This window comes from Providencia sp. PROV209, assembly GCF_028479485.1.
Lineage (GTDB): Bacteria > Pseudomonadota > Gammaproteobacteria > Enterobacterales > Enterobacteriaceae > Providencia > Providencia alcalifaciens.
Genome location: NZ_JAMPNR010000021.1, coordinates 94,654 through 107,402, shown reverse-complemented (window position 1 = coordinate 107,402; position 12,749 = coordinate 94,654). Strand labels below are relative to the sequence as shown.

The following is a 12,749-nucleotide window of genomic DNA, read 5'->3' as shown; positions in this document are numbered from 1 at the left end:
TTAAATTTAATTTACAGTTCTAAGGCTAGTAACTCTTGAATAGTTTGACGACGACGAATTAATGTAGGCTTACCGTCAACGAACAACACTTCTGGCAGCAATGGGCGGCTATTATAGTTAGAAGACATCGATGCACCATAAGCTCCAGTATCATGAAATACTAAATAATCGCCAACTTTTACATCTGGCAATAAGCGCGTTTCCACCATTCCACCTTCTAGCTGAGTAAATACATCACCCGACTCGCAAAGTGGTCCTGCAATAATTGTTTCTTTTAATGGCTGATGGCCAACGCTGCTGCCGTCTGCTGGCAATACCGAAATATGGTGATAACTGCCATACATCGCAGGGCGCATTAAATCATTAAAACCGCTATCAACTAACACATAGTGGCGGCTACCCATATCCTTAACCGCGCGCACTTGTGCCAGTAAAACACCCGACTCTGCAACTAAATAGCGCCCCGGCTCAATTTCTAATTCAATAGAGTGACCTAAGTACTGCGCGATACGCTGACGCGCGTTATCCCACAGGCTGTAATAGTGCTGAACATCAATGATTTCATCATGCTCACGATAAGGCGTTGATAAACCACCACCCGCCGAAATAGCCTCAATATCCACCCCCGCCGACACCACCAATTCCACCATCGAATCACACACATTCGCAAGATGCTGGTAGTCAACACCGGAGCCAATGTGCATGTGAATACCCACTAACTTCAGATTGTACTGCTGAATTTTAGCTAAGGCTTCGGGTAAATCTTGGTGCCAAATACCGTGCTTGCTGTTCTCTCCACCCGTATTAGTTTTTTGGCTATGACCATGCCCAAAACCGGGGTTGATACGCAGCCAAACGGGGTGCCCCGCTTTATGTTCGCCAATTTGCTGTAGCATATCGATGGAACCTGCATTTACAGGAATATCCAACTCAGTCACTTTCAGTAACGTTCCAGGATCTAAGACATCTGCAGTAAAGACGATTTCCGATTTTTCACGACCCGGCTGAAAGCCCGCCACTAATGCACGCTCAATTTCACCCAATGACACCGAATCCACTTTCACGCCCTGCTCACGCATCAAACGCAAAATATGAATGTTGGAACAAGCTTTTTGAGCAAAACGGACGGTATCGAACACTTTTAATTGCCCAATACGGTCAATAATCACTTCACTATCATACACCCAGACTGGCGTACCAAACTGTGCAGGCAGCGCACGTAAATATTCTGGGGTTAAATACTGGCTGGTGGTGCTGGCGAATGTGGTCATCGGAACCTCGTTGGCAAGTTTTATTATAATGAATTCGATTATTAGACGAATAAGACGGGAAAAAAAATATCCTTTTTGCTAGAGTCTATTCATATCTGATATATAAATACGAGAGGAGCAATCATGCAGGCTATTTCTTGGCGACATATTGAAATTTTTCGTGCGGTAATGACCACGCCCAACCTCACGGAAGCGGCTTCATTGCTAAATACCTCTCAGCCAACCATCAGCCGAGAACTGGCGAGACTCGAGCATTTATTACAATTTAAATTATTCGATAGGGTCAAAGGTCGCCTACACCCCACGGCGCAAGGCTTGCGTTTTCATGAAGAAGTCGAACACTCTTATTATGGTCTAGAACGCATTCGCAATTCGGCAGAGACTATTCGTCGCTTTGAACACGCCCAAATTTCTATTGCCTGCTTACCGGCATTCGCCCAATCGTTACTGCCACAAGTGTGCCAAACATTTATGGGAAATTACCCTGATGTGAACTTAACGGTGATCCCTCAGGAGTCCCCCGTATTAGAAGAGTGGCTATCTGCCCAGCGCTATGATGTTGGGCTAACTGAGCACTTACAAACCCCGCCGGGCACAGAACAACTGACTTTAGGTTCATTGAATGAAGTGTGCGTACTCCCTGCGGGACATCCTTTTGAGCAAAAAAAAGTGCTGACTCCTCAAGATTTTCACCAAGAGCGCTTTATTAGCCTCTCGTTAACCGATAGCTATCGGCAATTAATTGATACCACCTTTGCTGAACACCAAGTAGAGCGAAAAATGGTGATGGAAACCCATTCTGCCTCCTCGATTTGTGCCATGACACTGAAAGGGATTGGCGTCTCCATCGTTAACCCTCTCACCGCGTTAGATTTTTATCAGCAATCCTCAGGCAAGCTGGTGATCCGCCCACTCAGTTTTTCAATTCCATTTACAGTGAGCTTAATTACCCCAAATCATCGCCCTTCTTCGCAGCTCACTCATATTTTCACCGAGCACCTACAACGTACCTTTGCTCAAATTGAGCATGACCTCGCTTCAGCGTTGCGACATCAGTGACAGCCAATGCGGGGATGTTTTAAACCAGTTGCCGAGAAAATCGATAACCGCGCGTAATGGCGTTGGCATATGCTGGCGGCTGGTATACACACCATAAATTCCTAAAGGCATTGGTGTGTAGTCAGGTAGTAGCTGGATCAACTCCCCCGATTGCAAATAGTTGGCTACAGAATAATACGGTTGCATTGAAATACCTGCGCCATTCAACGTGGCTTCCATCAAAAAAACCGACTCATTGGCACTTAAACGTCCATCCACTAATACGGTCGATTCCTCCCCCTCTTTTTCAAAACGCCACATGCTGCGCCCAAAAAAGCTGTAAGTTAAGCATTCCATCAACACCAAATCTTCAGGTTTTATTGGCAAATGTTTGCCTTGCAAAAATTTAGGTGAAGCACAAATTACGGAATGGCAGGTTGATAGCGGCTTGGCAATTAAATTCGGTTCTAACTGATTGGTAATGCGGATAGCCAGATCGATACGCTCCTCGATTAAATTCACCGATTTATTCGAAATCTGCATATCAATCATCATATTAGGGTAAATATGTAAAAACTCAGAAATCGCAAGAGATAGCGCACTTTGAGCAATCGACTGAGAACAACTAATACGCACAAGCCCTGCTAGCGCTTTAGCATCATGCTTTTGCTCGACGGGTACACTGAGCGAGAGAGCATTCAATTGTAGTGATTGTTGATAAACCCCTTCACCTGCTGAGGTCAAACTTAGCCGCCGAGTGGTACGGTTAAGTAAGCGAACTCCCGCCCACTGTTCCATTTCTGCCAGATAGCGCGTCACCATCGCACGTGACATATCCAGTTTATCTGCCGCACCGCTGAGGCTCCCCTGCTCTACGATGGTAATAAACACCTGAACCGCTTTGAGTCTATCCATATCATTTGACCGATTTATGCAACAAATATGACCTTATTATGGCGTTTTTCTCACCTTAATTGCAATTTAATATACACACCAAGCCGAATCAGGCACACAACATCACTCAACATTAGGATAGACAAATGAAATTATCGACTGTATTAACTGCAACCGCGTTTGCCACTGCCACTCACTTTGCTCAAGCGGCGAACTTAACCTTAGATGTTTATAACCCAGGCAATAACAGTGTGTTTCCCGTTTCCTCTGAAATTATCAGTGGCGATAAAGAAGTGGTATTGATTGACGCTCAGTTTCAAAATAATGACGCCCAGCAGTTAGTGGATAAAATCAAAAAACTGGATAAAAAACTGACAACTATTTATATCAGCCATTCTGATCCTGATTACTATTTCGGGTTAGAAACACTGACAAAAGCATTCCCTGAAGCGAAAGTTGTTGCCACACAACAAACGGTTGATGCAATTAATGCGACTAAAGATGGCAAACTGGCTTATTGGGGCGGTGTATTAAAAAATGAAGCGCCAAGTAAAGTTGTCGTACCTGAAGTTATCAAAACTAATCACTTCACTGTAGATGGCGAAACGTTAGAAATTAAAGGGTTAGATGGCGCATCACCGGATAGAAGCTATGTGTGGGTTCCTTCGCTTAAAGCGGTTGTGGGTGGCGTTGTTGTTTCTGACAATATCCACGTTTGGATTGCAGATACTCAGACTCCGCAATCACGTCAACATTGGCAACAAACTTTAGAGAGCATCAAAGCACTCAAACCAAGTGTCGTTGTTCCGGGGCATTTTACGGGTAAATCTAAAATGGATCTGGCGAGTGTGACTTTTACCCAAAAATATTTAACTGACTTTGAGAAAGCGAACAACCAGAGTAAAGATTCCGCAGAACTTATTCAGAAAATGGAAGCTCGCTACCCAAGTTTGGATGACAAATCGAGCTTAGAGTTAAGCGCAAAAGTTGTGAAAGGCGAAATGCAGTGGCCACAATAAGCGACTGATATATCGAAACGCAAATAAACCGTGACGGAGATAGCGTGTATTGAACTGCTATTTTCCGTCCGTTCGATATTTTGCACCGACTCGAATAGAATGATGAAATAATAACCAAAGAGAATAAATACCATGAATGTAATTACCCTACATTATATCTATGACCCTTACTGTGGTTGGTGCTATGCCGCAGCCCCGTTAATGACGATTGCCGCCAATCATCCACACATTCAATTAGAATTACACGGTGGCGGAATGCTAGCTGGCGATGCTCGACTCCATCTTGATGACCAATTTCGCCAATACATCCTGCAATCAGATAAACGCATTGCTGCCATGACAGGGCAAGTTTTTGGTGATGACTATATTGCCATGTTGCATCAGCCAAATGTAGTGATGGACTCAGCGCCACCACAAACAGCTATTTTAGCGGCAACAAAGCAAGGAAAAGGCGTTGAAATGCTTAAAGCTTTGCAAAAAGCACATTACATTTCTGGTCGCCAGATTAAACAGCCCGAAGTCTTAGCGGAAGTGGCGCAAGAAATTGGTTTGAATGTTGAGCAGTTCCAAAAAGATTATGCACAATGTGCACAAACAGAAACGAATGCACATATCCAGCAAAGTAAACAACTACTTAGCCAATCAGGTGCATCGGGTTTTCCGACCTTGCTTATTCAACAACAAGGTAAATGGTTACGAGTGCCACTGCAAAACTACCTCGGTGAACCCGAAAAATGGCAACAGTTTTTAGATTCACTCGTCGCCGCGGCTAATTAGGATGCACGCTAAGCAACAACCAAAAGCTGGCGCTACACATAATGGCGGGACCAAACGGAATACTCTGCACGACTTTCTGTTTGCCTCGCCATATCAACCAAAGAAAATGTAATAAACCTAAACTTGCGGCAAGCCCTAGAAAATAAGGCAGATAAAATATTCCCAACCACGCTGAACACGCCGCAATCAGCTTAAAATCCCCTCGTCCCATTTGTGGACGTCGCCTGAGTTTTTCCACCAATGTTGTGATCACCTCTAACCCAATATAACTGAATATCAGTGCGTACATCGCCGAAAGTATGTTTCCAGTTGGCATAATCCATTGAAATAAAACACCTAATAACAGTAAAGGATACGTAAGAATATTGGGCAAATAGCCTGTTTTAATGTCAATGACCCACAATGGAAGCCCAAAATTAAAAAATAGAAATAAAAAAACAAGGGTGAAAAACGGATACCCTTGCAGTACCACTATTCCCCCAAGCACAAAATACCCAGCCCATATCCGATTGAAACTGATAACAATACTCGGTAAATCAAAATAACGGACGGGAATGTATCGCAGTAACTGAGTTGTCAGCCACGCAGACAAAAGCGACAATACAATGACTGGCAATATAAGTACCAGCATTCCATTTGCTGTATCAATCATGGTTTCTCCTTTTCCATGAACCCAGACGTTTATCAATACTGCGACTTACTATACGATGTGTGATGAATAAACCAACACCATAATTTCGTGGTTTAAGGTCGGTTTTATCGACAAATTTAGAGTCTGAAAGACAAGGCACAGACGAACTAAAAAATCCCTCTTTTTAGTTATAAACTCAATCCGTCCTCTTGTTTTTCAGGATTCTGTCCCCATATCCTGCATCAGTTCTCTTGATTATTGACTAAGGAAAAATCATGCGCGTTCCACGCATTTATCACCCAGAGCCTCTCCAAATTAACACCACGATTTCGCTTTGTGATGATGCAGCCAACCATGTAGGTCGAGTTCTTCGCATGACAGCCGGACAGCAGCTAGAATTATTTGATGGAAGCAATCACATATTCAACGCTGAAATTACTGAAGCGACGAAAAAAAATGTGTTTGTCCGCGTTCTAAATAGCACCCTTGATGATCGTGAATCCCCATTAGATATTCACCTAGGACAAGTTATGTCCCGCGGGGAAAAAATGGAGTTCACCATTCAAAAGTCCGTTGAGCTTGGCGTCAATACCATCACTCCTCTGCTTTCTGAGCGCTGTGGTGTACGTCTTGATGGCGAACGATTAGAGAAAAAATTACAACAGTGGCAAAAAATTGCCATTGCAGCCTGCGAGCAAAGTGGTCGTAACCGCATCCCTGTCATTCGCCCCGTTCAATCTCTTGAAGCGTGGTGTGCTGAAAATGATGGTGCGTTTAAAATTAACTTACACCCACGGGCAAGTGAGAGCATCAATACGCTCCCCGCTGATTTAAAACACGTTAGATTACTGATAGGTCCCGAAGGTGGACTATCCGCAGACGAAATTGCCATGACAGCGAATTATCAATTCACTGATATCCTGTTAGGGCCACGAGTATTACGAACTGAAACGACCGCACTAACCGCAATAACAGCATTACAAGTGCGTTTAGGTGACTTGGGTTAAGGAGATAAAATGATCAAGCTCGGCATAGTAATGGATCCGATTTCATCCATTAAAATCAAGAAAGACACCAGTTTTGCAATGATGCTAGAAGCTGCGCGTCGCGGTTATGAAATTCACTATATGGAAATGAACGATCTTTACCTACACCAAGGCGAAGCGCGTGCAACGACCAAAATCGTGACCGTCGAAGAGAACCCAACTAAATGGTATGAATTCCACTCAGAGCAAGACATAGCCTTAAGTGACCTTGACGCCATTTTGATGCGTAAAGATCCGCCATTTGATACCGAATATATCTACGCGACTTACATTCTTGAGCGTGCAGAACAAGCCGGCAGCCTGATCGTGAACAAGCCACAAAGCTTACGTGACTGTAACGAAAAACTGTTTACCGCTTGGTTCCCAGAGTTAACGCCAGATACGTTAGTGACTCGTAGCTCTGAAAAGCTGCGTGAGTTCCACCAAAAACATGGTGATGTTATCTTTAAACCACTGGATGGTATGGGCGGCGCCTCTATTTTCCGTTTGAAGAAAGATGATCCAAACGTTGGCGTTATCATCGAAACCTTAACGGAGCACAATTCTCGTTACTGCATGGCACAAAACTTTTTACCTGCCATTAAAGAAGGTGACAAACGTGTACTCGTCGTTGATGGTGAGCCAGTACCATACTGCCTTGCTCGTATTCCAGCACAAGGGGAAACCCGAGGAAATCTCGCCGCTGGTGGTCGTGGTGAAGCGCGTCCATTAACCGAAAGTGATTGGGCTATTGCGCGCGCTGTGGCACCAACCTTGAAAGAAAAAGGACTCATTTTTGTTGGCTTAGATATTATCGGTGACCGATTGACTGAAATTAACGTCACCAGCCCAACTTGTGCCCGCGAAATTGAAGCTGCATTTGATATCTCCATCACCGGTATGCTGATGGATGCGATTGAGCGCCGCCTGAAAAAATAGTATTTGTTAACTGGCTCGTTTCCAAAAGGCAGCCTTTCGAGGTTGCCTTTGCCGTTATTTTGTCATCACCGTAACGCGCTATCTTTATCATAACCAATAGGAACATAACCCCTGAGTTTGCCATTTATGAATTTACAGAATCATTTTTTAATTGCCATGCCTTCACTGACGGATCCTTATTTCGATCATTCCGTTGTGTATATCTGCGAACACAATGAAAATGGCGCAATGGGCTTAGTGATCAATAAACCCATTGAGGATTTTTCTGTCTCTGAAATGCTGAAAAAACTCGAAATTACCATTTCGGAGAATACCAACACGCGAAATCTGGAAAAACTGGTAATTGCAGGTGGTCCTGTTTCTGAAGAACATGGGTTTATTATCCATACCCCTGTTGCCGGTTATGCTGCCAGTTTACGCTTAAATGACCATGTTATGGTCACTACCTCGAAAGATATTTTAGAAACATTAGGTAGCGATCAGCACCCAATGAACTCTCTGGTTACATTGGGCTACTCAAGCTGGGAACCCGGACAATTAGAGAACGAAATCATGGAAAACAGCTGGTTAACTGTCAAAGCTGATCCTAAACTGATTTTTGATACTCCATTAAGAGATCGTTGGAAAGCCGCTGGCGACCTTTTAGGGATCGACATCCATAACATATCACTGCAAGCGGGGCATGCCTAATGTCAGCCAGAACCTTACTCGCCTTTGATTTTGGGACTAAAAGTATTGGTGTTGCCGTGGGTCAAGAAATTACTGGCACCGCTCGCGCATTGACCTCATTAAAAGCCAGCGATGGCAGACCTGACTGGTCACAAATCGAAAAATTGCTCAAAGAGTGGCAGCCACAATTGGTGATTGTCGGTCTTCCTTTGAATATGGATGGCACAGAGCAGCTCGTCACCAGCCAAGCACGTAATTTTGCCAACCGCATTCATGGGCGCTTTGGTGTACAAGTCCAATTACATGATGAAAGATTGTCTACCGTGGAAGCAAAAGCGGGTTTATTTGAGCAAGGTGGCTATCGTGCGCTCAGCAAAGGAAAAGTTGATTCTGCCTCTGCGGTCGTGATTTTAGAGAGTTGGTTCGAACAGAATTACTAAAAAGCACATCTTTACGTTTATTTTCCCCATTCAGTTGCTGCAAAGGTGCCGTTCGCCCTTAATATGCTTTACACTAGGGTTAATTCTCACTATTCACCGAAAGCAACTGAAAAACGGTATTGAATAACATGACCATTCAAAAAAACCTATCTGATGTCACAGAGCGTATTCGTCTTGCTGCCACTGAGTGTCACCGCTCCCCTCAAGATATTACCCTGTTAGCTGTGAGTAAAACCAAACCTTGTGAAGCCATTATGGAAGCCATCGAAGCCGGTCAACGCCAGTTTGGTGAAAACTATGTGCAAGAAGGCGTTGAGAAAATCCAGTATTTTTCAGAAAGAAATGATCTAGTCTGGCACTTTATCGGTCCACTCCAGTCCAATAAAAGTCGTTTAGTGGCAGAACATTTTGATTGGTTCCATACTTTAGATCGCGCCAAAATCGCTCAGCGTTTAAATGAGCAGCGCCCTCAAGATAAAGCACCGCTGAATGTGCTGATCCAAATTAATATTAGCGATGAAAACAGCAAATCGGGAATAACCCTCGAGGAAGTAAATGAGCTTGCGGCTCAAGTCGCCCGATTGCCAAATTTAGTGTTACGCGGGTTAATGACCATCCCCGCCCCAGAAACTGATTATGAGCGCCAATGTGCTGCATTTCGCCAAATGGAGTACGCATTCGAGCAATTGAAAGCCAGCTACTCTACTGTAGATACATTATCGATGGGAATGACCGACGATATGCGTGCTGCAATTCACTGCGGTTCTACTCTCGTACGTATCGGTACTGCGATCTTCGGTGCCCGTCAATACCATAATTAATCTTTAGGAGAACAACATGCAACATCGCAAAATCGCCTTTATTGGCGCGGGGAATATGGCAAACGCCATTATTGCGGGTCTTGTGGCTCATGGCTATCCGGCATCGATGATCACCGTTTGTTCACCAACCCCTGTACGTCGCGATAAAATGGCGCAGGATTATGGCATCATCAGCACCCATGACAACCTAACGGCAGCTCAGCAAGCGGACGTCATTGTTCTGGCCGTCAAACCTCAAATGATGAAAGACGTTTGTGAACCGCTGCAACAGCTCACCAATTTAGAAAACAAGCTGGTATTAACCATTGCCGCAGGTATTCCCGCAGCGCGTTACAATGACTACTTTGCACATTCTCTGCACTTAGTTCGTATTATGCCAAATACCCCATCGCTGGTTGGTAAAGGGGTGAGCGGTTTGTTTGCACAACCCAATGTGACGGAAGGTGACAAACAGTTTACGCAGCAATTAATGGAAAGCGTTGGCTCCACCACTTGGTGCGCTAAAGAGAGTGACATGAATAATATCATTGCGTTAACAGGAAGCTCCCCCGCTTACTTTTTCCTGTTCATGGAATCTATGCAGCAAAAAGCCGAACAACTTGGCTATGATGAAAAACAAGCTCGTGAGTTAGTACTCAATGCCATTGAAGGCTCAGTGGCTTTAGCTAAATCACAGAGTGATACCCCATTTTCGACATTGCGTGAGCAAGTCACCTCTAAAGGCGGCACTACCGCAATGGCTTTAGAGCAATTTTATAATGGTCATCTACCGCAGACTGTCGCCAATGCCATGCAAAGCGCGATTGACCGAGCGGAAGAGATGGAAAAACTTTTTTAATTTATTTTTTTTGGGACACGCCATGCAGACTATCGTTTTTGTTGTTACCACCCTGATCCAACTGTATATCTTTGTGCTTCTGCTTCGAGTATGGATGCAATGCGTTCGCGCAGACTTTTATAATCCATTCTCACAATTTGTGGTTAAAGCAACCCAACCTATTGTTGGACCACTACGCCGCATGATCCCATCTGTAGGGTCTTTAGATACTGCGACTCTGCTCGTCGCGTTTGTGCTGGCGATTGCCGATATTATCTTTGGTATGTGGGCAACCAATATGCTGCCTGCCATTGGGCTTACCCTTCTACCAATGGGATTAATTCTCTTACTGACTTACATCGGTAAATTGATTTTCTGGATGATTTTAATCCGCGCAATTTTAAGCTGGGTCAGCCAAGGTCGTAACCCTGTAGATTACTTATTGTTCCAATTAACTGAACCGTTAATGGCGCCAATTCGTCGCATTATTCCAGCGATGGGTGGGTTAGATTTTTCTGCGATGATTGTCATGTTTATTCTGATCGCACTGAACTACTTACGTGTTGATGTTTCCTTAATGATCGACCCTGCGCTAACCGCAATGTTGTTCTCTGTCGGCATCATGTAAGGGAAGATAAAAGCAATGCAAAAAGTTGTTTTAGCAACTGGTAATCCAGGTAAAGTAAACGAATTAGCGGACTTACTCCGTGATTTTGGTATGGACATCGTTGCCCAAACCAGCCTTGGCGTTGAGTCCGCCGAAGAGACAGGATTAACCTTCATTGAGAACGCGATTTTAAAAGCCCGCCATGCTTCAGCGCATACAGGTCTACCCGCGATTGCCGATGACTCTGGTATTTCTGTTGATGCTTTAGGCGGTGCACCGGGGATCTACTCCGCTCGCTATGCAGGAGAAGATGCCACTGACCAACAAAACCTCGATAAGCTTCTCGATGCCATGAAAGACGTCCCCGATGACCAACGCCAAGCTCAGTTTAACTGTGTGCTGGTTTATTTACGTCATGCCGAAGACCCAACGCCACTGGTGTTTCACGGACGCTGGCACGGGGTATTAACCCGAGAGGCAAAAGGGCAAGGTGGCTTTGGCTACGACCCGATTTTTTACGTACCTGAATTAGGTTGTACCTCTGCGGAGCTGACTAAAGCAGAAAAACAAGCGGTATCACATCGTGGTAAAGCGTTAGCAATGATGTTGGATGCACTGAAAAATGCTTAAGCTTCCCCCATTAAGCCTGTATATCCATATTCCTTGGTGTGTACAAAAGTGCCCATATTGTGATTTCAATTCGCATACTCTCAAAGGGGAAATTCCTCAAACTGAGTATGTTGAACATTTGCTTAACGATCTTGATAAGGACGCGGAGCTCATTGGCTCCCGCCCAGTCAAAACTATCTTTATTGGTGGCGGAACACCGAGTTTACTGAGTGCCGAATCCATGCAAATGTTGATGGATGGTGTTCGTCAACGCGTTAACTTGGATCCTAATGCAGAAGTCACGATGGAAGCCAACCCAGGCACCGTCGAAGCAGACCGTTTCTCTGGTTACCAAACTGCGGGGATCAACCGTATCTCCATTGGTGTACAAAGTTTCGGGGACGACAAGCTGATTATGCTGGGGCGTATTCATGGTCCCAATGAAGCCAAGCGCGCTGCACAGTTAGCCACCAACTTACATCTGCGCAGTTTTAATTTGGACTTAATGCACGGTTTGCCATCACAAACTCGCGATGAAGGGTTATCTGATTTACGCCAAGCCATTGAGCTCGCGCCACCGCATCTTTCTTGGTATCAGCTCACCATTGAACCAAATACGCAATTTGGCTCTCGTCCTCCGCGTTTACCGGACGACGATACCCTATGGGATATCTACACAGAAGGACATAAGTTACTGACAGCCGCGGGTTATCAACAATATGAAACCTCCGCCTATGCCAAAGCGGGTTACCAGTGCGAACATAATCTTAACTATTGGCGATTCGGGGATTACCTCGGTATCGGCTGTGGTGCACACGGTAAAATTACCTCTACCGATGGTCAGATTTTACGTACAGTCAAAACGAAGCATCCTCGCGGCTATATGGAAGGTCGTTATCTCGATAATCGCTGCAATGTAGAGAACGAAGACCGCCCATTCGAGTATTTTATGAACCGTTTTCGGTTACTAGAAGCGATGCCTCGCCGAGAATTTACGGAATATACTGGGCTAGCCGAGTCAGTTGTACGTCCGGCGATTGATGAGGCGTTAGCCAAAGGCTATATCTCAGAAACCGCCGATGAATGGCAAATTACCGAACATGGAAAATTATTCTTAAATTCCCTACTGGAGCTATTTTTAGGGGAAGAGTGATTTTTCTTCTTCCATAAAAAAAGCCAGCTTAATGCTGGC

General features: G+C 44.7%; 15 protein-coding genes. 12 read left to right on the top strand and 3 right to left on the bottom strand.

Annotated features, from left to right (window positions below; genetic code table 11):
- Positions 1–11: 11 nt before the first annotated feature.
- On the bottom strand, positions 12–1,271 hold the full coding sequence (lysA, locus tag PR795_RS15175; RefSeq protein ID WP_181480651.1) for a diaminopimelate decarboxylase: 1,260 nt from the start codon (positions 1,269–1,271) through the stop codon (positions 12–14).
- A 123-nt stretch (positions 1,272–1,394) separates the two neighbouring features.
- Here lysA and PR795_RS15170 point away from each other — a divergent pair, with 123 nt between their 5' ends.
- On the top strand, positions 1,395–2,330 hold the full coding sequence (locus PR795_RS15170) for a LysR family transcriptional regulator (protein WP_036962643.1): 936 nt from the start codon (positions 1,395–1,397) through the stop codon (positions 2,328–2,330).
- Here PR795_RS15170 and PR795_RS15165 read toward each other — a convergent pair.
- Complete coding sequence (locus PR795_RS15165) at positions 2,310–3,224, bottom strand: LysR family transcriptional regulator (RefSeq protein ID WP_036962645.1); 915 nt, start codon at positions 3,222–3,224, stop codon at positions 2,310–2,312. The two genes, PR795_RS15170 and PR795_RS15165, sit on opposite strands and share 21 nt — an antisense overlap.
- Positions 3,225–3,349: 125 nt before the next feature.
- Here PR795_RS15165 and PR795_RS15160 point away from each other — a divergent pair, with 125 nt between their 5' ends.
- Together PR795_RS15160 and PR795_RS15155 are read left to right on the top strand one after the other, a co-directional pair.
- Entirely contained in the window at positions 3,350–4,222 is an 873-nt protein-coding gene (locus tag PR795_RS15160; protein ID WP_006662638.1) for an MBL fold metallo-hydrolase, read from the top strand.
- A gap of 132 nt (positions 4,223–4,354) precedes the next feature.
- Positions 4,355–4,999 (top strand): DsbA family protein, encoded by a 645-nt coding sequence (locus tag PR795_RS15155; RefSeq protein WP_181480650.1) that lies wholly within the window; start codon positions 4,355–4,357, stop codon positions 4,997–4,999.
- Here PR795_RS15155 and PR795_RS15150 read toward each other — a convergent pair.
- A complete protein-coding gene (locus PR795_RS15150) occupies positions 4,992–5,651 on the bottom strand; it encodes a prepilin peptidase (RefSeq protein ID WP_154601714.1) in 660 nt (219 codons plus the stop codon). The genes PR795_RS15155 and PR795_RS15150 overlap by 8 nt on opposite strands.
- A gap of 254 nt (positions 5,652–5,905) precedes the next feature.
- Between PR795_RS15150 and rsmE the strand changes: the two genes are divergently transcribed.
- From rsmE to hemW, 9 genes are all read left to right on the top strand, one after another.
- Positions 5,906–6,637, top strand: a complete 732-nt coding sequence (gene rsmE, locus PR795_RS15145) for a 16S rRNA (uracil(1498)-N(3))-methyltransferase (RefSeq protein ID WP_006657380.1) — start codon at positions 5,906–5,908, stop codon at positions 6,635–6,637.
- A 9-nt stretch (positions 6,638–6,646) separates the two neighbouring features.
- On the top strand, positions 6,647–7,594 hold the full coding sequence (gene gshB, locus PR795_RS15140) for a glutathione synthase (protein WP_006657379.1): 948 nt from the start codon (positions 6,647–6,649) through the stop codon (positions 7,592–7,594).
- Positions 7,595–7,720: 126 nt separating this feature from the next.
- Positions 7,721–8,284 (top strand): YqgE/AlgH family protein, encoded by a 564-nt coding sequence (locus PR795_RS15135; protein WP_006662641.1) that lies wholly within the window; start codon positions 7,721–7,723, stop codon positions 8,282–8,284.
- On the top strand, positions 8,284–8,703 hold the full coding sequence (gene ruvX, locus PR795_RS15130) for a Holliday junction resolvase RuvX (RefSeq protein WP_006657377.1): 420 nt from the start codon (positions 8,284–8,286) through the stop codon (positions 8,701–8,703). The genes PR795_RS15135 and ruvX overlap by 1 nt, the downstream gene beginning before the upstream one ends.
- A gap of 128 nt (positions 8,704–8,831) precedes the next feature.
- Entirely contained in the window at positions 8,832–9,524 is a 693-nt protein-coding gene (locus PR795_RS15125; RefSeq protein ID WP_154631045.1) for a YggS family pyridoxal phosphate-dependent enzyme, read from the top strand.
- A 16-nt stretch (positions 9,525–9,540) separates the two neighbouring features.
- Positions 9,541–10,362, top strand: coding sequence for a pyrroline-5-carboxylate reductase (gene proC / locus PR795_RS15120; RefSeq protein ID WP_181480648.1), 822 nt, complete (start codon positions 9,541–9,543; stop codon positions 10,360–10,362).
- A gap of 22 nt (positions 10,363–10,384) precedes the next feature.
- Positions 10,385–10,969: a YggT family protein gene (locus PR795_RS15115; RefSeq protein WP_006662644.1), complete on the top strand. Its 585-nt coding sequence runs from the start codon at positions 10,385–10,387 to the stop codon at positions 10,967–10,969.
- 15 nt (positions 10,970–10,984) lie between these two features.
- Positions 10,985–11,578, top strand: a complete 594-nt coding sequence (rdgB, locus tag PR795_RS15110; protein ID WP_006657373.1) for an RdgB/HAM1 family non-canonical purine NTP pyrophosphatase — start codon at positions 10,985–10,987, stop codon at positions 11,576–11,578.
- Positions 11,571–12,710, top strand: coding sequence for a radical SAM family heme chaperone HemW (gene hemW, locus PR795_RS15105; RefSeq protein WP_181480647.1), 1,140 nt, complete (start codon positions 11,571–11,573; stop codon positions 12,708–12,710). The genes rdgB and hemW overlap by 8 nt, the downstream gene beginning before the upstream one ends.
- Positions 12,711–12,749 lie beyond the last annotated feature (39 nt).